General features: G+C 71.3%; 15 protein-coding genes. 7 read left to right on the plus strand and 8 right to left on the minus strand.

Translation table 11 applies throughout. The features are described from left to right. Positions 1–276: 276 nt before the first annotated feature. The 3 genes from MKK65_RS22340 to MKK65_RS22350 all read right to left on the minus strand — a co-directional run bounded on the left by MKK65_RS22340 (position 277) and on the right by MKK65_RS22350 (position 5,079). On the minus strand, positions 277–1,473 hold the full coding sequence (locus MKK65_RS22340) for an acyl-CoA dehydrogenase family protein (protein ID WP_243960262.1): 1,197 nt from the start codon (positions 1,471–1,473) through the stop codon (positions 277–279). 2 nt (positions 1,474–1,475) lie between these two features. Beyond that, a complete protein-coding gene (locus MKK65_RS22345; RefSeq protein WP_243960263.1) occupies positions 1,476–2,660 on the minus strand; it encodes an acetyl-CoA C-acyltransferase in 1,185 nt (394 codons plus the stop codon). A gap of 343 nt (positions 2,661–3,003) precedes the next feature. Next, the gene (locus MKK65_RS22350) at positions 3,004–5,079 is read right to left on the minus strand and encodes a 3-hydroxyacyl-CoA dehydrogenase NAD-binding domain-containing protein (protein ID WP_243960264.1); all 2,076 of its coding nucleotides are present in this window, start codon (positions 5,077–5,079) and stop codon (positions 3,004–3,006) included. Positions 5,080–5,380: 301 nt separating this feature from the next. Here MKK65_RS22350 and MKK65_RS22355 point away from each other — a divergent pair, with 301 nt between their 5' ends. Genes MKK65_RS22355 through MKK65_RS22370 form a run of 4 tightly spaced genes read left to right on the plus strand, consistent with a single transcriptional unit; the run spans position 5,381 to position 9,193 of the window. Next, the gene (locus MKK65_RS22355) at positions 5,381–6,412 is read left to right on the plus strand and encodes an NAD(P)H-dependent flavin oxidoreductase (protein ID WP_243960265.1); all 1,032 of its coding nucleotides are present in this window, start codon (positions 5,381–5,383) and stop codon (positions 6,410–6,412) included. Next, a complete protein-coding gene (locus MKK65_RS22360; RefSeq protein ID WP_243960266.1) occupies positions 6,409–7,146 on the plus strand; it encodes an enoyl-CoA hydratase-related protein in 738 nt (245 codons plus the stop codon). Before MKK65_RS22355 ends, MKK65_RS22360 begins: the two co-directional genes overlap by 4 nt. Then, complete coding sequence (locus MKK65_RS22365) at positions 7,143–7,979, plus strand: IclR family transcriptional regulator (protein WP_243960267.1); 837 nt, start codon at positions 7,143–7,145, stop codon at positions 7,977–7,979. The genes MKK65_RS22360 and MKK65_RS22365 overlap by 4 nt, the downstream gene beginning before the upstream one ends. 11 nt (positions 7,980–7,990) lie before the next feature. Beyond that, a complete protein-coding gene (locus MKK65_RS22370) occupies positions 7,991–9,193 on the plus strand; it encodes a CaiB/BaiF CoA transferase family protein (protein WP_243960268.1) in 1,203 nt (400 codons plus the stop codon). A 7-nt stretch (positions 9,194–9,200) separates the two neighbouring features. On the opposite strand, the gene MKK65_RS22375 is transcribed toward MKK65_RS22370, so the two are convergent. Continuing rightward, positions 9,201–10,160 (minus strand): NAD-dependent epimerase/dehydratase family protein, encoded by a 960-nt coding sequence (locus MKK65_RS22375; protein WP_243960269.1) that lies wholly within the window; start codon positions 10,158–10,160, stop codon positions 9,201–9,203. Between the two features lie 185 nt (positions 10,161–10,345). Beyond that, on the minus strand, positions 10,346–11,566 hold the full coding sequence (locus tag MKK65_RS22380) for a complex I NDUFA9 subunit family protein (protein WP_409565482.1): 1,221 nt from the start codon (positions 11,564–11,566) through the stop codon (positions 10,346–10,348). Between the two features lie 224 nt (positions 11,567–11,790). Here MKK65_RS22380 and MKK65_RS22385 point away from each other — a divergent pair, with 224 nt between their 5' ends. After that, positions 11,791–11,973, plus strand: a complete 183-nt coding sequence (locus tag MKK65_RS22385; RefSeq protein WP_243960271.1) for a hypothetical protein — start codon at positions 11,791–11,793, stop codon at positions 11,971–11,973. 9 nt (positions 11,974–11,982) lie between these two features. On the opposite strand, the gene MKK65_RS22390 is transcribed toward MKK65_RS22385, so the two are convergent. The 3 genes from MKK65_RS22390 to MKK65_RS22400 all read right to left on the minus strand — a co-directional run bounded on the left by MKK65_RS22390 (position 11,983) and on the right by MKK65_RS22400 (position 17,026). Beyond that, on the minus strand, positions 11,983–12,924 hold the full coding sequence (locus MKK65_RS22390) for an MBL fold metallo-hydrolase (protein ID WP_243960272.1): 942 nt from the start codon (positions 12,922–12,924) through the stop codon (positions 11,983–11,985). A 205-nt stretch (positions 12,925–13,129) separates the two neighbouring features. Continuing rightward, the gene (locus tag MKK65_RS22395) at positions 13,130–14,332 is read right to left on the minus strand and encodes a murein L,D-transpeptidase family protein (protein WP_243960273.1); all 1,203 of its coding nucleotides are present in this window, start codon (positions 14,330–14,332) and stop codon (positions 13,130–13,132) included. A gap of 102 nt (positions 14,333–14,434) precedes the next feature. Then, a complete protein-coding gene (locus MKK65_RS22400; RefSeq protein ID WP_243960274.1) occupies positions 14,435–17,026 on the minus strand; it encodes an ABC transporter ATP-binding protein in 2,592 nt (863 codons plus the stop codon). 347 nt (positions 17,027–17,373) lie between these two features. Between MKK65_RS22400 and MKK65_RS22405 the strand changes: the two genes are divergently transcribed. Beyond that, entirely contained in the window at positions 17,374–18,033 is a 660-nt protein-coding gene (locus tag MKK65_RS22405; protein WP_058190686.1) for a cytochrome c3 family protein, read from the plus strand. Further along, on the plus strand, positions 18,030–20,993 hold the full coding sequence (locus tag MKK65_RS22410) for a TAT-variant-translocated molybdopterin oxidoreductase (RefSeq protein WP_243960275.1): 2,964 nt from the start codon (positions 18,030–18,032) through the stop codon (positions 20,991–20,993). Before MKK65_RS22405 ends, MKK65_RS22410 begins: the two co-directional genes overlap by 4 nt. Positions 20,994–20,995: the final 2 nt, after the last annotated feature.

The raw sequence follows: 20,995 nt of genomic DNA on the forward strand, positions 1-20,995 counted from the left end.
CCTCCCCCTCTGCGGGTCACGATGTTCCCACATCGATTCATGTGAGGCGCGACGCGCTCTCCTCCCCCTTGTGGGGAGGAGTGGGAGGTGGGGGTGGTGCAGGACCGGGCGTGACGGTGCCTTCTGCACCACCCCCACCCCTGCCCCCTCCCCACAACGGGGAGGGGAAACGCGTTGTGTTTTAAGGACTTGCGACCGAGAAGCCCCGATCTGGGAATGCGATAGCCGCAAAGCGGTGGGTGGGATCGGCTGGGGTGGCTGGCGGCCCGCCCCGCCTCACAGCCCCAAGATCCCCTTTGCGATGACGTTGTGCTGGATCTCGTTGGAGCCGCCGTAGATCGAGACCTTGCGGTTGTTGAAGTAGCTCGGCGCCGCCGCATCGACCCAGTCGAAGCCGCCGGGCAGGTTGTTGGCTCCGGCCCCGCGGGCGGGCGCCGCCAGGGCGAACGGGCCAGCGAGCGCGACCAGCAACTCGGTCGCCGCCTGCTGGAGCTGCGAGCCGCGGATCTTGAGGAGCGAGGAGGCGGGGTCGGGCTCCACCGAATCCGCGCGACCCTGCTTGGCCGCCACCCGCATCTGGGTGATCTCCAGGGCCTTCAATTCGACCTCGACCTCCGCGACCCGGCCGCGGAAGTCGCGGTCGTCCCACATGGTCCCGGAGCCCGCCGGCATCTCCTTGGCGAGGCGCTTGATCCGGGCGATCCGCTCCTTGGTCAGGCCGATCCGGGCGATGCCGGTGCGCTCGTTGGCGAGCAGGAATTTTGCGTAGTCCCAACCCCGGTTCTCCTCGCCCACGAGGTTCTCGACCGGCACCCGGACCGAGTCGAAAAACACCTCGTTGACCTCGTGTCGGCCTTCCAGGGTGAGGATCGGCCGCACGGTGATGCCGGGCGTCTTCATGTCGATCAGGAGAAAGGAAATGCCGCGCTGCTTCTTCGCCTCGAAGTCGGTGCGCACGAGGCAGAAGATCCAGTCGGCGTGCTGGCCCAGCGTCGTCCAGGTCTTCTGGCCGTCCACGATGAAGTGGTCGCCGTCGCGCACGGCCTTGGTCTTGAGCGAGGCCAGATCCGAGCCGGCGCCGGGCTCGGAGAAGCCCTGGCACCACCAATCGTCGAGATTGGCCGCACGCGGCAGGAACCGCTCCTTCTGGTCCTGCCGGCCGAAGGTCGCGAGCACGGGGCCGAACATGTAGCAGTTGAACTGCTGCGGCAGCGGCACCGCCGCCTGGAACAGCTCCTCGGTGTAGATGTAGCGCTGGATCGAGGTCCAATCCCGGCCGCCCCATTCCTGCGGCCAGTGCGGCACCGCCCAGCCCTTGGCGTTGAGGATCCGCTGGCTGGCGACGATGTCCTCCTTGGCGAGGCTGCGCCCCTCCGACACCTTCTTTCGTATGTCAGCCGGGATCTCCGTCCGGCAGAAGCTGCGGACTTCGTCGCGGAACGCGATCTCGTCCGGCGTAAAGCGCAGATCCATCGTCAGCCGCCGATCTCGAACAGGCCGGCGCAGCCCTGGCCGCCGGCCACGCACATCGTCACCACGGCGTAGCGCGCCCCGCGGCGGCGGCCTTCCAGCAGGGCGTGGCCCACGAGCCGCGCCCCCGACATGCCGAACGGATGGCCGACCGCGATGGCGCCGCCGTTGACGTTGACCTTGTCCGGATCGATCCCGAGTTTGTCGCGGCAATAGACCGATTGGGACGCGAAGGCCTCGTTCAGTTCCCACAGGTCGATGTCGGCGACCGTGAGCCCCTGCCGCTCCAGCAGGCGCGGCACCGCGAAGACCGGGCCGATGCCCATCTCGTCCGGCCCGCAGCCAGCGGAGGCGAAGCCCCGGAAGGTGCCCAGCGGCGTCAGGCCCCGCCGGGCGGCCTCGGTAGCCGACATCAGCACGCTGGCGGCGGCGCCGTCCGAGAGCTGGCTGGCATTGCCCGCCGTGATGAAGGCGCCCTCCCCGCGCACGGGCTTGAGCTTCGCCAAGCCTTCGAGCGTCGTGTCGGGCCGGTTGCCCTCGTCCTTGGCGAGCCGGGTCTCGACCTCCCGGGTCTCGCCGGTGGCCTTGTCGGTCACCGCCATCACGGCGCTCATCGGGACGATCTCGTCGTCGAACAGGCCCCGCTCCTGCGCGGCGGCGGTGCGGCGCTGGCTCTCCAGCGCGAAGGCGTCCTGCGCCTCCCGGGAAATCCGATAGCGCTCGGCGACGATGTCGGCGGTCTCGATCATCGGCATGTAGATCGCCGGCAGGTGCGCCTCCAACCAGGCGTTGCGGGTCAGCTCCCGCTGCACCTTCGGCTGAACCAGGCTGATCGACTCGACCCCGCCGGCCACCGCCACCGGCACGCCATCGAGGATGATCCGCCGGGCCGCGCTGGCGATCGCCTCAAGCCCCGAGGCGCAGAAGCGCGAGACCGTGACGCCGGCCGACTCCACCGGGATCCCCGCCACCAGGGCGGCGTGGCGGGCGACGTTGCCGCCGGTAGCGTTCTCCGGATAGCCACAGCCGAGCACCACCTCTTCCACGGCTTCCGGCTCGAGCCCGGCCCGGTCCAGGGCGCCCCGGATCGCGTGGGCCGCGAGGTCGGCGCCGTCTGTGCGGCTCAGCGCGCCGCGATGGGCCTTGCCGATCGGCGTACGGGCGGTCGAGACGATCACCGCGTCGGTCATGCCGGGCTCCTCCGGGGATTCAAAACGGCGTTGCGGTCGGTCGATGTGATGGTTCCGCTCGGGCAAGCTGCGCAAAGCGTAATCCAAAAACCGCTCTTCGCCATGAGCTTGGCAGCCTTGGGCGGATGAACCGCGCCCCTTTCCCGGACGCCTGAAACGCAGTGGAAGGTGATCCGGGACCCAGCAAGACGAGCGCCGCGGAGCGGCACAGATCTCTTTGTAAGGACGCTTCGCGTGGTCTTGTGCTGGGTCCCGGGTCGCATTCCGCTGACGCTCCATGCGCCCGGGAAAGGGGCAGCGCACGAACGACCCCGCAACGGCACCCTCATCGGACGGCAGGCCATCAGGCCGTCGCCTTCCATGTGGCGAAGCGTCCACCTTCATCCGCCAACTCGCGCAGCAGCGGCGCCGGCTCTTGGCTGTCGTCGCCGGTCTCCCGGGCGAAGCGCGTCAGCGCCTCGGCGACATGCTTGAGCCCGACCGTGTCGGCCCAGTGCATCGGGCCGCCGCGCCAGGCCGGCCAGTTGTAGCCGTTGATCCAGATCGTATCGATGTCGCCGGGCCGGGCGGCGATCCCCTCCTCGAGGATCCGCGCGCCCTCGTTGACCATCGGGTACATCAGCCGCGCCACGATCTCATCGGGGCTGAACGTGCGGCGCGCGATGCCGTGCTCGGCGGCGGTCTTCTCGATCAGCGCGTCCACCTCGGGATCGCGCGTGCCCGTCCGGGCGCCGTCCGCATACACAAAAAAGCCGCGGCCGGTCTTCTGGCCGAACCGGCCCATCTCGGCCAGCGCGTCGGCGACCGGCGCCCGGCCGCCAAAATCCTTGCGGGAGCGCCAGCCGATATCGAGGCCGGCGAGGTCGCTCATGGCGAAGGGCCCCATCCGGAAGCCGAAGCCGGTCACGGCGGCGTCGACCGCGTGCGGCAGGGCGCCTTCGAGCAGCAGGCGCTCGGCGGCGCGGCTGCGGCGCTCCAGGATGCGGTTGCCGACGAAGCCGAAGCAGACGCCCACGGTCACCGGCAGCTTGTTGAGGCGCTTGGCCAGATCCAGTGCGGTGGCGAGCACGTCGGGCGCGGTCTTGCCAGCGCGGACCACCTCGACGAGCCGCATGACGTTGGCCGGGCTGAAGAAATGCAGGCCGAGCACGTCCTGCGGCCGCCCGGTCACGGCCGCGATCGCATCGACGTCGAGATAGGAGGTGTTGCTCGCCAGGATCGCGCCTTCCTTGGCGATGCCGTCGAGCTTGGAAAAAATCTCGCGCTTGACCGCCATGTCCTCGAAGGCCGCTTCGATCACGATGTCGGCCTCTCCGGCGTTCTCCAGGCCGATCGCCCCGGTGATCCGGCCGATCCGTTCGTCGCGCTGGGCCTCGGTGATCGAGCCGCGCTTGGCCGAGCCGGCATAGAGGCCCTTCACCCGGTCGAGGCCGCGTTCCAGGGCGCCGGCCTCGGTCTCGATCACGGTGACCGGGATGCCGGCATTGGCGAAGCACATGGCGATGCCACCGCCCATCGTGCCGGCGCCGATCACCGCGGCCGTCTGGATGGAACGGCGGGGCGTGTCCTTCGACAGGCCCGGCACCCGGGCGGCCTCGCGCTCGGCGAAGAAGGCGTAGCGCAGGGCCTTGGAGCGTGGATCCTCCACCAGCGTGCGGAACTCGGCCCGCTCGACGGCGACCGCCGCGTCGAACGCGTCCGGGTCCAGGCCGGCGCGCACGGCCCGGGCCAGGGCGTGGACGTTGGTCGCCTCAGGATCGCGCTTCACCGCCTCCGCGGCCTTGGCCTCGAAGGCCTGGCGGGCCTCCGGGGTCAGCCGGTCCGACCGGTCGCGCACCCGCGGCAGGGCGCCGGAATCGGCGAGTTCCAGGGCCCGGGTGCGGGCAGCCGGCACGAGGTCGCCGAGCACCACGGCGTCGACGATCCCGAGCCCTGCTGCCGTCTCGGCCGTCACCGGCTCGCCGGTGAGCATCATCGTGAAGGCGGCGTCCGGCCCGATCAGCCGCGGCAGGCGCTGGGTGCCCCCGGCCCCCGGGATGATCCCGAGCTTGATCTCCGGCAAGCCGAGCTTGGCCGTGGGCGCCGCGATCCGGCCGTGGCAGGCCATCGCCAGTTCCAGCCCGCCGCCCAGCGCCGCGCCGCCGATGGCCGCCACCACCGGCTTCCCCCCGGCATCGAGCCGCTCCAGCACGTCCGGCAGGCTCGGGGCCTGGGGCGGCTTGCCGAATTCCGAGATGTCGGCGCCGCCGACGAACACCTTGCCTTCGGCCGCCAGCACGATCGCCCTGATCGATTCGTCGGCTTCCGCCCGCGCCAGGGCGGCGTCGAGGGCACCCCGCAGCGCGGCGCCCAGCGCGTTGACCGGCGGGTTGGCGAGCGTGAGCACGGCCACGCCGCCATCGACCTCGTAACGAACCAAAGCGCTGCTCTCCCTGTTCTGGACTGCAGAATTGTCGTTTGCAATTGGGCGGGATGTTGATCCGCGAGGGCTGGGACGTCAAGGATACGTCCGTTTCAAAGACCGGCTTCGTCGCGTCGTTCCGCAGCGCAGACACATCCCAGCGGGGCCGTTTGACCGGTGCCAGGCGCCATGCCATTCAGACTCGCCCCGGGCGCGATTCCGGCTCGGATCCGCCCCGGCGGGTTCCAACGGCCGGGCCCCCCGACCCATCAGGGAGGATCGCTGTGCGCGGTATCGGCCAACAATCCGGCAGCCTCCGATGAGCGACGGCCCCGAGCGGAATCCAGCCGGACGCCGCACCCCAAATCGCCTCCCCGAAGTTCTGCGCGACCGGCTCGCCCTGCCCGTGATCTGCGCGCCGATGTTCCTCGTCTCGGGACCGGAGCTCGTGATCGCGCAATGCCTGGCCGGAGTGGTCGGCGCGTTCCCGGCGCTCAACGCGCGGCCCGCCGAGCTTCTCGACGAATGGCTTGCGACGATTACGCGGACGCTCGCTGAAGCGCGCGCGAAGGATCCGGCTCGAAAGATCGCGCCCTTCGCCGTCAATCAGATCGTCCACACCTCGAACGACCGCCTCGCGCAGGATGTCGAGGCCTGCGTCCGGCACCGGGTGCCGATCATCATCACCTCGCTGCGGGCCCCGGACGCGGTCATCCGCCCGGTCCACGCCTATGGCGGCGTGGTGTTCCACGACGTCACCACGGTCCGCCACGCCGAGAAGGCCCTGGAGGCCGGAGTCGACGGGCTGATCCTGGTCTGCGCCGGCGCCGGGGGCCATGCCGGCACCCTCAGCCCCTTCGCCCTGGTCGGCGAGATCCGGCGCTTCTACGACGGTCCCCTGATCCTGTCGGGGGCGATCACCACCGGATCGGCGATCCTGGCCGCCCAGGCCATGGGCGCCGACCTCGCCTATATGGGCACCCGGTTCATCGCCACCCGGGAGGCGAACGCCGCGTCCGGCTACAAGGACATGATCGCCGGCAGCGCCGCCGCCGACGTCCTGTACACCCCGTATTTCACAGGCGTGCCAGGCAATTACCTGACGCCGAGCATCCGCGCCGCCGGGCTCGATCCCGAGGCGCTGCCGGTGCGCGACAAGACCGCAATGGATTTCGGCAGCACCAGCGTGAAGGCGTGGCGGGACGTCTGGGGCGCCGGCCAGGGGGTCGGCACCATCGCGGACGCCCCAGCCACCGCCGACCTCGTGGCCCGGCTCGCCCGGGAATACGCCGCCGCCCGGGCCGGGCTCGCGGGCGTCTCGGCAGCGTATGCCGGCGGGGCCGTCTTGTGAGCGTCCGCATCGCCGATCCGGAGCCCGGGATCCGGCTGGTCACCATCGACCGGCTGGAGCGGCGCAACGCCCTCGACCGGGCGACCTATGCAGGCCTCACCGCCGCCTTCGACGCGGCCGGCGCCGACGCGACCGTGCGCGCCGTGGTGCTCACCGGGGCGGGCGGCTGCTTCACCGCCGGCAACGATCTCAAGGACTTCCAGGATGTCGAGGCCGGCGGCGACAGTCCGGGCCTGATCTTTCTGAAGGCCTTGCGCGGCTGCCCGAAGCCCGTCGTCGCGGCTGTGGAGGGGCACGCGGTCGGCATCGGCACGACGCTGCTGCTGCATTGCGACCTCGCCTATGCCGGGGACGGCGCCCGCTTCCGCCTGCCGTTCACGGCGCTCGGCCTTAGTCCCGAAGGTGCGTCGAGCTACCTCCTGCCGCTCGTCGCCGGCACCAAGCGGGCCGCGGACCTGCTGATGCTGGGCGAGCGCTTCGGCGCCCCGGAGGCGGTGGCGGCCGGCCTCGTCAACGCCGCGGTCCCGGCGGGAACGGCCCTGGAGACCGCCCTCGGGCGGGCCAGCGCCCTGGCGGCCCTGCCCCCGGCCTCGATCGCTGCGACCAAGCAGGCCCTGCGCCGGGGCCAGGATGAGACCGTCGCCCGCACCCTCGCCGAGGAGGCGGAGGTGTTCCACGCGCTGCGCCGGGGCCCGGAGGCCCAGGCGGCCTTCGCGGCGTTCCTGCGCCGATGAACGCCACGGACGAGGCCCTGCTTGCCGATCCCGAGGCCGCGCCGGGCGACGGCGCCAGGGAGGACGGCGCCAAGGAGGATCGCCACTTCGTCACGGCGCTCGCCCGCGGCCTCGCGGTGCTCGCCTGCTTCGGGCCAGGCCGGACCAGCCTCGCCAACCACGACCTCGCGGCGGCCTGTGGCCTGCCGCGCTCCACCGTCTCGCGCCTGACCTACACGCTGACCAAGCTCGGCTACCTGCACCACACCGCCGAGACCGGCCGCTACCGGCTTGGCAATGCGACGATCGCCCTGAGTTCGGCCGCGCTCGGCGGGCTCGACGTGCGCGGCATCGCTCGGCCGGTGTTGCGGGCGGTCGCGGAGGCGGCCAACGCCTCGGTGGGGCTCGGCGTGCGCGACCGGCTCAGCATGCGCTACGTCGATTGCCAGCGCGGGCCGGCTGCGATCTCGCTGAACCTCGATACCGGCTCGCGGATCTCGCTCGCCCGCAGCGCCATGGGCCGCGCCTACGTGGCGGTCTGCCCCGAGCGCGAGCGCGAGAGCATCTACGAGGACTTGAAGGCCCTCGACCCGGTGGCCTGGCCCGCCCTGCGCGCCGGCCTCGACCGGGCGGTGGCCGAGCATCGCGAGATCGGCTGCTGCACCTCCTTCGGCGAGTGGCAGGAGACGGTCTGCGCCATCGCGGTGGGGTTCTATCCCGGCGGCGGCCTGCCGGCCATGTCGGTCAATTGCGGCGCCCCCACCGTCATTACCGACGCTCGGTTCCTGATGGACGTGGTGCGGCCGAAGCTCGTGGCAGCGGTGCGCGGCCTCGACGGCGTGATGGGAGCTTGAGGACCCGTTCCATGGAAACCGATCCGTCCCAAGATCTCCCCCTCGCCGGGATCCGCGTCCTCGACCTGTCCCGGGTCCTGGCCGGTCCGTGGTGCGCGCAGGTGCTGGGCGACCTCGGCGCCGACGTGATCAAGGTCGAGCATCCGGAGCGCGGCGACGACACGCGCGACTGGGGCGTGGCGACCAGCCCCGGCAACACCTCGTATTTCGATAGCGTCAACCGCAACAAGCGCTCGATCGGGGTCGACCTCGCCACGCCGGAGGGGCTGGCGATCGTCAAGGCGCTGGCCCGCGAGAGCGACGTGCTGGTCCAGAACTTCAAGACCGGCGGTGCCGAGAAGCTCGGCCTGGGCTACGCGGCGCTCTCCGCTGAGAATTCCGGGCTGATCTACTGCTCGATTGCCGGCTACAGCTCGGACGGCTCGGAGGCCGGAAGGCCCGGCTACGACTTGGTGGTGCAGGGCGAATCCGGGGTGATGGCGCTCAACGGCGAGGCCGGCGGGCCGCCGTTGAAGTTCGGGGTCGCGGCCGTGGACCTGTTCACCGGGCAATACGCCGCCCAGGCCGTGCTCGCAGCCCTGTTCCAGCGCGAGCGCACCGGGCGCGGCCGGACCATCGATCTCGCCCTGTTCGATTGCGGCGTGGCGCTGACCTCCTACTATGGCCTGGAGGCTTTGGCCCGGGGCATCGACCCGCCGCGCTACGGCAACGCCCACCCGTCGATCGTGCCCTACGGGGTGTTCGAGGCCGGCGACGGGCCGGTGGTGATCACGGTGGGCAACAATGCCCAGTACCGCCGCTTCTGCGAGCAGGTGCTGGAGCGGCCGGACCTCTGTGCCGACCCGCGCTTTTCCACCAACCTCGACCGCTCGAAGAACCGCGCCGCCTTCATTCCGATCCTGGAGGCCGAGCTTGCCACATGGGAGCGCGCGGCGCTTATCGCGCGCCTGCGCGGTGCGGGCATCCCCTGCGGCGAGGTGATGGGCCTGCGCGAGGCGTTGACCTGCGAGCGTGCCCGGGAGGCCGGGCTCGTGGTCGAGGGGGCCGGCAACGCCCACGTGATCGCCCCGCCCTACCGCCTGGACGGGCGCCGCCTCCCCGTCCGCCGCATGCCGCCGGGCCTCGGGGATTCGAGCCGGGACATCCTGGCCGAGCGGTTGGAGGTTTCGGCGGAGGTGCGGGACGCGCTGGTGGCGCAGGGGGTGGTCCGGTAGGGCGCGCTCAGCCCTTGGCCGGCGCCAGCCGGGTGCGGGCATCGTCCAGCACCCGGGTGAGGGCGTCGTCCCAGGCGACCCGGGGCTGCCAGCCGGTGGCTTCGCGCAAGCGGGTGGCATCGCCCGCGGCCAGCGGGATCTCGCTCGGGCGCACCCGCTCAGGGGCGATGCGGATCTCGAACGGTACCCGGGCGAGCGTGCGCAGGCCGTTGAGGACGCTGGCAATCGTGCGGGGCACGCCGGAACTGATGTTGAACACGCTCCCGTCCGGCAGGGACTCCGCCCGGCCGATCAGCTCGACATAGGCGCCCGCCACGTCGGCGACGTCGAGGAAGTCGCGGTAGGAGGACAGATTGCCGACTTCGAGGAGGGGTGGCGCGCAGTTGGCCTCGATCCGGGCGATCTGCCCGGCGAAGGAGGCGACGACGAAGCGCTCGTCCTGGCCCGGGCCGATATGATTGAACGGCCGCAGCACCACGAGCTTCACGCCGATCCGGGGCAGCAGGTCGCGCAGCAGCTGCTCGCCAACCCATTTCGAGCGGGCGTAGGTGTTGCGCGGCAGGGGCTCGGCCTCTTCGGAAAGGGCGTGGCCGGCCAGGAACGCGCCGCCGTAGACTTCGCCCGAGCTGACGAAGAACAGCGTGCAGCCCGGCACCGACTCCACGGCAGCCACGAGGTTCATCAGGCCGTTGACGTTCACCCGCCAGGTCTGCCCCGGCCCGGTGGCAGACTCGCCCACGGAGGCGAGACCGGCCAAGTGGAGGATCTCAGTCGGCTGGAAACGCGCTACGAGTCCGGTCAGCGCGGCTTCGTCGAGGAGGTCGATGCGCTCGTAATCCACATCCGCAGGCAGGGTCCCGGGCGCACCGCGGCCGATCCCGACCACGCGGGCGCCCGACGCGGCCAGGAGCGGCAGGACGTGGCCGCCGACGAAGCCCGCCGCGCCGGTGACGAGAATGCGTTTCACGCCAAGCCTGCCGATCCGTTCCACGGGTTGGCGATCATCGTGTGGTCCCGAATGGTCAGGCGCCGGCTCCTCGTTCCACACACTTCAAAAGAAGACAGCGATATGAACCCGCGCACCGGCAAGGAAACGGGTTCCCAAAGGGCCCGAGGCCCTTTGGCGGGGTATCGGGGCGGAGCCCCGATCCTTCAGCTCATCGTCCGGGTGCCCCAGCGGCTGCCCATGCGGCTTTGGGCGCTGCCCGGGGAGCTGCCGGCATCGGCGCCGATCGCCGGACCGGACGCGGTCTGCGGCCGGTGCTGGGATTCCGGGGCCATGGGCGTCGATGCGATCGAGTCGGGTACCTCCGCCAGGTATTCCTCATCCCGGTCGGTGGCGAACTGCCCGGCCTTGCGGAACGGCCAGAGATAGCCCGGCACCACCGCCTCGGCGGCGGTCGGGGTGATCCCGATTGCCTCGATGGTCCGGCCCTCGGCCTTGGCGGCCTCGGATACGACGTTGTCGTTCTGGAGCAGGATCACCTGATCGCGGGTGAGCTTCAGGCTGTCGGGCAGCAGGCCGAAGGTCAGGGTATCGGCGACCTCCAGGAGCCGGGCCTGCAGCTTGGCCACCGGCAGCGGCAGGTCGACCACGGCGCGCTTGCGCTGGATCGTCTTCAGCATGTAGCGCACGAGGTGCTCGAGGGTGGCCACTTCGGGACCGCCGAGCTCGTAGACCTTGCCGCCCGGCACGGCGCCATCGACGGCCCGGGCGATCGCCTCGGCGACGTCGCCGACGAAGACCGGCTGGAAGCGCGACTGGCCGCCCGCGAGGGGCAGCACGGGCAGCGCCCGGGCGAGGCCGGCGAAGCGGTTGAAGAAGCTGTCGCCCGGCCCGAAGACCAGCGACGGCCGGAACACCACGGCATCCGGGCAGGCGGCGAAGACCCGGGCCTCGCCTTCGGCCTTGGTGCGGGCGTAGAGCGAGGGCGAGGCCGGATCCGCCCCGATCGCCGAGACGTGGATCATCCGGGCGCCCTGCCGGGCGGCGGCGCGGGCGATCTCCGCAGCGCCGTCGACCTGCAGGCGCGCGAAGCTCTGCGAACCGGTCTCCTGCAGAATGCCGACGAGGTTGATCACCACGTCCGAGCGCTCTGCCGCGCGGGCCACCGAGTCGGGGTAACGCAGGTTGGCCTGGACGGCCACGATCTGGTTGACCTTGCCGAGCGGCTGCAGGAACAGCGCCAGGTCCGGCCGGCGCACCGCGACGCGGATCCGGTAACCGCGCTTGGCGAGCGCCCGCACCACGTGGCGGCCCAGGAAGCCGGAGCCACCGAAGATCGTCACGAGCTGGGATTGCGGGCGCAGCGGGCCCGTGGGGGCGGTGGATGCGGGCATGCTGTCCTGAGGCGTGTTCTGTTGGCCGGTCATCGCCGTGGTCTCGGGCTCTTCGCGCGCGCCGGGGCGCCGTCGTGCGCGCCTACTTAGCCTAAGTTCGGCCCCTTGGGAGCCGCCCATGCGCGCGATGGCGCGATTAGCGCCTGACGGCGCCGGACGCGACCGGGAACGGGCACCGCCCCCATGCATTTCCACGGACGAATTCGCCGGGCGGCTGCGCCGGCCGGGGCGCGCCGGGGACTGCGATGATTCTAGGGATGCTCATCTCGGCGGTGATTGCCGTCTTCGGCCTGCTCGTCGCGCTGGGCCTGATCGGCCACCCGATCGATGCACAGCTGATCAGCAACTACGGCTGGAGTATCCTGATCATCGGCGTCGCACTGTTCGTGCTGTTCGCCTATCGCCGGTTCAGCCGGCCCCGGAGCGGGCGCTCCATCTGATCGCCTGCGTCAGGCGACCTTGATCCGGCGGCGGACCTCGCGCGCCACCGTCGGGCGGTTGCCGGCCCGACGGCTCACCGAACGGGGGGCGCCGACCGTGATGCTCTGGCTCTCGCGGGCGATGAAGGCGGTGGGCATCTCCGCCTGGAGGTCGGCCTCCATGTCGCGGAGCGCCGTGTCGGAATGGGCCGGATGCAGGTGGATGATCGCCAGGGCCTTGACCCCAGCGGTCTGCGCCAGCTCGACGCCCTTCTGCCAGGTCGAGTGCCCCCAGCCGCGGCAGGTCGGATATTCGCCGTCGGTGAACATGCCGTCATAGACCATCAGGTCGGCCCCTGCGACGAACCGGGCCAGCTCGGCGTCGGGCCAGGGATCGCTGTGCTCGATATCGCTGATCAGGCACAGGCGTTGGCCGCCATGCTCGAACCGGTAGCCCACCGAGCCCTGCGGGTGATTCAACAGGATCGTGTCGACCCGCGAGCCGTCCGGGAAGGTCAGGGTCTGGCCGGCCTCGAAGCCGTGGTGATTGAAGGTGCAGCACAGCTTGTCGAGGGTAACCGGGAAGAGCGGCGGCGCGAACAGGCGATCGAGGGTCGGACCGGCCGATTCGCCGCCGAGATTGCCGCAATAGGTGTTGATCACCCGGTCGGAGTCGAGGACCGCCGGCTTGAAGAACGGAAGTCCCGCAGTGTGGTCGAGATGCAGGTGGGTGAACAGCAGATCGACGTCCCGCGGGAGATCGGTGCGATGGCCCTGGCCGAGGTTGTAGATGCCCGAGCCGGCGTCGACCACGAACATCCGATCGCCGCACCGCACCTCGATGCAGGGCGTGCTGCCGCCGAATTCGGCGTATTGCGGGCCGCTGACCGGGGTTGAGCCGCGCACGCCCCAGAATCGGAGGACGAGGCCCTGATCGGCCGCGCAGATGGTCGGCTCGGAACACTTGGACATGGCGATCACGAATCTGCGGACAGTCGGTCCCGATCCGTTACGATCGAAACCCCGTCGCCGTTCCGGGAAGGTAGCGCTGAATACGGCAGGCCGACGGGACAGGAGTACCGCTCAGCCCCTGCCTTACAATGAATTGGGGGCCCGCACGCCGCCGTGATGTGCGGCCGCGCACACGGATGGGCCGCTTTCCGGGGCCGGTGCATGCCTAGAGGCGCTCGGCGGAGGCGATCAGGGCCGCCCCCGAGCCTGCGAGAATCGGACGTCCGGCACCCGGGCCGGGGGATTCGCTCAACGCCGCCGCGAGCAGGGAAGGCAGGCCGTCGCCGTAGCGGGCCGGAAGGCGGGAGGCCAGCACCCCGAACGGATCGGGTGCCCGCTCGTAGATCGGCACGAAACCCGCCATCTGCCGCAGCGCGAGCCCGGAATCCGGCCCGCCCCAGGCGGCCCAGACACTCTCCGGCACCGGGCGCGGTGCCCGATGGCCCGGCACGACCACCACCTCCTGGCCGGCATAGGCCAGAGCTTCCGGCCGGCTGATGTCACCGACCGCCCCGCCCCGGGCCGTGTAGGCCGCCCAGAACGCGTGCTGGCCGCCGTCGGAATAGGTGGTGCGCACGGCGGGTTCCCCGGATTCGGCAAGCGCCGCCATGCGCGCCTCCTCGATCGCCCGGTAGGTAGCCACCGCCGCTTCCCGGGCGGGATCCCGGGACGGTGCGAAGGCGTAGCGGCCGGCGACCACCGAGACCTGAAGCTCCTCCCGGCTCGCCTCGAACCGGTCGGACCCGGCCTTGAGCTCGCGCCAGAACCCGATGTTCGGGTCGGTCCGGTGGCGGGCCATGTTCTCCGCGGTCATCCGGAACGGATAGGACTGGAACTGGAAGGCCGCTTGGCCGCCGTTCAAGGCTTCCCGGGCGATGGCGTAGATCTCGCCGACCGTGTTGTCGGTCATGGCGAAGCAGCCCATCGACGAGCAGATGCCGTGGACCATCACGGCCGAGCCGGTGCCGCCATGGGCGCGGTCGTAGGCGTTGGGATAGCCGACGTCGAAGGACAGGTAATAGTGCGAGTTCGGGTTCATCTGGCGCCGGGGCACCGTGTAGAACCCCTCCGGGGTCTGCCGGTCGCCGCTCTTGCGCTTGGGCCCGAGCTGGCCGGACCAGCGGCAGATCGGGAAGGTCTTGATATGGACGTACCCGGCCGGGCCCTTCTTCCAGACCTCGATCTCGGATTCCTTCTTGTAGGCCCGGAACAGCACCGGGGCGGCGGCCGCGGTACCTTTCTGCGCCATGAGGGCGAGCGTCGCGGCCGGGATCGGCGCGTCGGCTTTCCCAGCCTGCGCTGCACTCGAACCGCAGACGGTGAGGAGCACGAGGCCGGCGGTGAGGGATCTCGGTATCGGGAGAGGCATGAACCGTCCGTGCTGGATCGCCCGGGCGAGGGGGAACCGGGGCCGGGCAGGCACGGCATCTCGACCTGCCCGGCCATTGCGGCCGTCGTGAGGCCGTAGCCCTCAGGCCAAGGCCGGCTCCGGCTCCGGCTCGGCGGCCTGGGCGGCCTGGGGCGCGACGACGGCGCTGTTCTCCACGGCGATCACCGCGTCGAACGGCTCGATCCCGTCGGGCACGCCCGATTCGGGCAGGCAGACAATGACGCCGCGTCCGGCCCGCGCCTGGCGGAGCCGGGCCAGGCGCTCGCGCACACCCTCGACCGTACGGTCTTCGAGCGTCACCGCGACCACCAGGATGTCGGGTTCCCGGGCGAGGCAGCGGGTCAGCTCGATCGCCACACGCTCCCGGGCGTTGATGGCGCCGTCCGCCAGCGCGCCGGTGCTGGGCTGGATCTCGACCTTGCTGTCGAGGCCGAGGCTGTAGACCGAGGCTTCGAGCCCCTCGTCGGCCAGCACCCGCTGCACCAGTGCCCGGACGCGCGGCTCGGCATTGGCCTCGCCGAGGCTGATCCGGCCGAACAGCAGGTTCTCCTCGAGGCTGGCTGCCGGATTGACGCGGCCCGGATCGTGGAACTCCACCGCGCCGGCGAGGTGGGGCGGCAGCATCCGGGCGAAGGAGCGGCGGGCCTGGACAAGCCGCTGCTCGAACGCGTCGTCGATCAGGCCGAAGCGGTGCCGGGACTCGCTGTAGCGCAGGGCCAGGCCGATCAGCCGCGTGCGGTCGCGCTGGCCGGCCGGGCCGCGACGCAAATTCGCAGCATTGGGCAGGCGGACCACGAGATCTTCGAAATATCCCCGCTCCGAGGCCTGGAACAACGAATAGGCGTCGAAGAGCGGATGGTCGTTGGGCAGATCGGCGAAGATTTCCACCGTGCTGCGGGCGACCGCCAGGCCGATCTCGGTGAGCGGTCGCACCAGCTCCTCGGCCTCAAGTACCGCCCGCAGATAGGGGTGGCGGGCGAATCGCAGGGGCGCGAAGGCACCGCCCACCGGCTCGCCGAACAGGATGTTCTCGCCGATGCTCGCCTGATGGTTGTAGCGCTCCGGGTCGAACGGCTCGACCAGGCGCTCGGCGCCCTTGGCGGCGAGCGCCGCCCGCATGGTCCGCCGGGCCGCCACGATCGCCGCTGCTAGCCGGGGCTGGGTCGTAGGGTCGAGACGACCGGTCAGGCCGCGGGCGTAGACGAAGCCCTCGAGGCCGGCGAGACGGCAGATCCCGATCAGCGCGATGTCGTCGGGGGCGTTGGCCGGCTCGGTGCCGTAGAGCAGGTTCTGCCGGAGCGAACCCTCCATCAGGATCGCCTCCCCGGCCGCGAAGGCGATGCGGCGGGCGCGCTCTGCGGCGTCGAAGCCGCGCAGGTCGGAGCCGGCATAGGTGACGGCGCCCGCAGTCGGCTCGATCTGTCCCGCCAGCACCGCCGCGAGCACCCGGGCGCCGCTGCCCCGGCCGCCGGTGATCGCCACGTGGCCCGGCATAACAACGGCGACATCGACGCCCGTCAGCCGCTCGCCGCTGGCCGGGTCGAAGGCGCCGACCCCCTGGGTCGCCAGGATCCCGGACCGGGGGAGCGGCGGGGCGAGTCCGGTTCGGGCCGCCTTCGCCTGGCGCCCCTGGAGGATGGCGATGAGACGCGCCAGGTCGCGGAAGCGCGGCCGGACGGATCTGCGCACCGTCCAGAGCCGGGCACAGATCGCAGCCAGCCAGCCGGCCAGGCCAAAGGCCCCGGTGGCCGCGAGCAGCGCAGCCGGATCGACCGGTGGGGCCGACGGGGCACCCGGCGTCGCGGAGCGCCACAGGGCCGTGCCGATGGCGATGGCCGGGAGGATCACCGCCAGGGCCAGCGCCGGCGCCCGTGCATAGGCCAGCCGGGCCTCGGCCCGGGCGACATTGGTGCGCATCGCCGCGACCCGGGCCGCGATCCGCGTCCGCTCCAGGGCGGCGGCCCCGTGGACGCGCACGGCCGGCAAGCGTCGCACCAGGTCGTTCAGGTTGGTCTCGGCCCGGGTGCTGGAGCGCAGGCGCAGGTCCTGACGGTCTCGGGCGCGCTGCAGGACCAGCCCGTAGGCGAGGCCGATCGCCGCCAAGCCGATCGCCGCGGTCGGGATCAGGCGCGGTGCGGCGAGCCCCGCGAAGCCGAGCGCCAGGAACAGCGCAGCCAGGGTCATCGCCGGCACCACGATCCCGGCGGCCAACAGCCGATCGCCCCGGCCGAGAACCTCGCCGACCAGGCGGGCTAGGCTGCGCGCCTCGTCCCGGGCCCCGGCGGGCGCGTCGAGGATCGCTCGCAGGACGCTCTCCCGGACGGCATCCGCCGCCTGGTTCTGCGCCTTGAAGCACAGGCGCGCCACGACCCAGCCGACACCCGCCAGGGCCAGCGCGCAGGCGGCGATGCACAGAAAGGCGGCGAGCTCCAGCTCGGCGGGGCGCATCGGGAAGCCGTGAACCAGCACGATCTCGCGACCCGGCAGCGACAGGGCAAGCCGCAGGAACGGCAGCATCGGCGCCTCGTCGCGCGGCAGCACCGCGACCAGATCGCGCAGGCACAGCAGGGAGAGGGCACAGAGCGGCGCGCCGATCCCGACCACGAGGGTGACCGCGGTTGCGTGCAGGCGTCGGGCGGCGCGCCACGTCAGGACGAGGGGATCGGAATCCATAGGGCTCCGGGGCGAGTCCGGGGTGGGTCGGCGACGGATTTGGGCCGCCGCGCCCTGGTTGATCAGCGCATAGGCTCTCGCGCCGCCGGCGGGAAGTGTCTGCGAGGGCGGTGTCAGAAGCGCCGGGTTTGATGATCCATGTTCTAGCTCTCGTCTGGAAAAGCTCTAGGTTCCGACCTCGGGCGGTCGCGGTTGCCTCCCGGCACCGGGCCGCTTTGGTCGCATTGCGCGGGCGCTCCGCTGCGCTGCACAGTCAATTCGGGACCAACGGTGGGGCGACGCTTGCGGCGCGAGGCTGAGCAGATCGAATTCGTCGACCGGACCGCGCCGTCCTGTGGGGCCGCCTGATGGCGCAGCTGTTCACGCCCGGTGCGGATGCGATCTACCGGCTCGCCTTGATGACCGGTGTGGCCTGCCTGGTCGGCCTGCCGGTTCTGGCGGCCGGGATCGTGCGCTCGAACTACGTCACCGGGGTCGGCATCGCTCCGGCCCAGCCGGTGCCGTTCAGCCACAAGCACCATTCGGGCGAGCTCGGCATCGATTGCCGCTACTGCCACACCACCGTCGACAAGGTGGCATCGGCCGGCATCCCGCCGACCCATACCTGCATGACCTGCCACTCGCAGATCTGGACCGGCTCGGACATGCTCAAGCCGGTGCGCGACAGCTACGCGCAGGACAAGCCGCTGGAATGGGTGCGGCTGAACAAGCTGCCGCAATACGTCTACTACAACCACTCCGTGCATGTGACCAAGGGCATCGGCTGCTCGACCTGCCACGGCGACGTGACCTCGATGCAGCTGACCTACCGGGCGAACGCCTTCGAGATGCAGTTCTGCCTGGATTGCCATCGGGCGCCGGAGAAGTACGTGCGGACGCCCGATCAAGTCTGGAACATGAACTGGAAGCCGCCGGCTGACCAAGAGACCCTGGGGCCGAAGCTCGTGGCCCAGTACCATATCCGCGGTGGCGCGCGGCTCACCGAATGCGGGATCTGCCACCGATGACCGGCAATCCCGACCTCGCCCTCCTGCGCCAGAAACTCGCCAGTGGCGACGGCCCGCGCTTCTGGCGCAGCCTCGACGCCGTCGCCGACAGTTCGGAATTCCGCGATTACCTCGCGGCCGAGTTCCCCTCCGCGGCGCGGCTCGCCGCCGCCCCGGAGCGGCGCGGCTTCCTCAAGCTGATGGCCGCATCCTTCGCGCTTGGAGGCCTCACCGCCTGCGGGTCGGAGAGCGGACGCAACTTCGAGGTGCCTTACGTCAACCAGCCCGAGCGGATCGTGCCGGGCACGGAGCTGTCCTACGCCTCCTCGGCGGTGTTCGACGGGTTCGGCAATGGCATCCTGGTCACCACCCGCAACGGCCGGCCGCTGAAGATCGAGGGCAATCCCGAGCATCCCTGGAGCCTCGGCGGCACCGACGTGCTGGCGCAGGCCTCCGTGCTCGGCCTCTACGACCCGTTCCGCTCGCAGGCGGTGCAGCATCTCGGCAAGCCGAGTTCCTGGGCGGCGTTCCGGGCGGCCCTGCAGGCGCAGATGCCGGCCTGGCACGAGACCGGAGGCGAAGGTGTCGCTCTGCTGACCGGCCCGGTGACCTCGCCCACCGTCGCGGCGCAGGTCGCCCGGATGCGCGCCGCCTATCCGGCCTTACGCTGGTTCGTCGGCGCCGGCGTGGGCCGCGAGGCGATCTACGAGGGCGCGCGCCGCGCCTATGGACGGCCGCTGGAGACCATCCCGGACTTCGGTCGGGCGCGGACCATCGTGTCCCTGGACGGGGACTTCCTCGACCTGGGTCCCGGACAGGTCGGCCTGTCGGGGCGCTGGAGCGCGGCTCGCCGCGCGGCCTACGCGAAGGGAGGCCTGCTCTCCCTACATGCGGCGGCGCCGACCCCGACCCTGACCAGCGCCAAGGCCGATTACGGTGTCCCCGTCCCGGCTGGGCGCCTCGAAGCCCTCGCGCGGGATTTTTTAGCTTTGGCCGGCGGCGGCGCGGCGCCTGCGGGCGACGATCCTGTATCCCGCTGGGCCCGGGGCGCCGGCAAGGCCCTGATCGAGGCCCGGGGTGCCGGCCTGGTCACGGCCGGCCTGACCACGAGCCCGGATCTGCACGCCCTGGTCCACCGCCTCAACGGCGCGCTTGGCAATACCGGCGCGACCCTGCGGCACACGGCACCCGTGGCCGAGCAAGGCACGGACTCGCTGGCGGATCTGGCGGACGCCATGGAGCGCGGCGCCGTCAAGGTGCTGATCGTGCTCGGCGCCAACCCGGTCTACGACGCACCGGCCGCCCTCGACTTCGCTGCCCGGATGGAGCGCGTGCCGCTCAAGATCCATGCCGGGCTCTATTACGACGAGACCGGCGCGCATGCCGACTGGCATCTGCCCACCGCCCATCCGCTGGAATCGTGGGGCGACGTCCGTGCCGTCGACGGCACGGTCGGGCTGATCCAGCCGACGGTTGCGCCGCTCTACAACGGCCGCACCCTTCAGGACATGCTGGCCTTCCTGACCGACGGGCGCGGGAGCGAAGGCGGCGAGGACGCGCTCGGCTTGCTCAAGGCGCGCTGGCGGAACGAAGGCGAGGATGCGGCCGCGTTCGAGGCCCGCTTCGGCGACGCCCTGCGCCGGGGGTATTGGTCCGACAGCGCGAGCGCGACGGAAGCGGTCGCCCTCACCCAGGCCGTGCCCCCCTCCCCGGTGCCCGCCGCAGACGGGATTGAGGTGGTGTTCCGCCCTGATGCCACGATCTGGGACGGGACCCATGCCGACCTCGCCTGGCTGCAGGAACTGCCGAAGCCCCTGACCAAGATCGTCTGGGAGAACGTCATCGCCCTCAGCCCCCATCTCGCCGAGCGCGAAAAGATCGCCACGGGCGACATCGTGCGGGTCGAGGCGGCGGGGCGCGCCGTCGAGGGCGCGGCCTGGATCCTGCCCGGGCAGGATGCCGACACCGTGACCCTGAGCCTCGGCTACGGCCGCAACGTACCGGACCACCTGTCGAGCGGCCTGGGCTATGACGCCGCCACCCTGCGCCCCGTTGAGACACCCTGGCGGCTGACCGGGGCGCGGCTCACCAAGACCGGCCGCCGCCGCATGCCGGCGACCACCCAGAACCTCGGCACGATGGAGGGCCAGGACATCGTCCGCGTCCAGGCGGTCGGCGCCGCGCCGGTGGGCGATCCCAAGACTGCGCCGGCACCCGCCTCGTTCTATCCGCCGCCCGAGAGCCAGGACCGCTGGGTCGCCGCGCAATGGGGCATGGCGATCGATCTCGATGCCTGCACCGGCTGCAATGCCTGCGTCACCGCCTGCCAGGCGGAGAACAACATCCCGGTGGTCGGGCGCGCGGAGGTCGAACTCGGCCGCTGGATGGGTTGGCTGCGGATCGACCGCTACTACGCGGGCGAACTCGACGCGCCGACGACGCATTTTCAGCCGGTGCCGTGCATGCATTGCGAGCAGGCGCCATGCGAGGTCGGCTGCCCTGTCGAGGCGACCCTGCACGACAGCGAGGGCCTGAACCTCCAGGTCTACAACCGCTGCGTCGGCACCCGGACCTGCCAGAGCTACTGCCCCTACAAGGTCCGCCGCTTCAACTACCTGGACTATACCGGCGGCATGACCCCGGTGCAGCAGCAGCAGCGCAATCCCGAGGTCACGGTCCGCGCCCGCGGCGTGATGGAGAAGTGCACCTACTGCATCCAGCGCATCACGGCGGCCCGGATCACCTCGGCCAAGGACGCGCATGCGCCGATCCCGGACGGCGCCGTCGAGACCGCCTGCCAAGGTGCCTGCCCGACCCGGGCGATCACCTTCGGCAACGTCGCCGACCCGACGAGCCGGGTCTCGGACGCTCGCAAGGACCCGCGGGAATATGCGCTGCTCGGCCACCTGAACACGCGCCCGCGCACCACCTACCTCGCCGGGCTCGCGCCCGCCGCCGATCCCACCGGACGGGAGGGCTGAGC

Origin of the sequence: Methylobacterium sp. J-001, assembly GCF_022829565.1 — a bacterium.
In the GTDB taxonomy this organism is placed as follows: domain Bacteria; phylum Pseudomonadota; class Alphaproteobacteria; order Rhizobiales; family Beijerinckiaceae; genus Methylobacterium.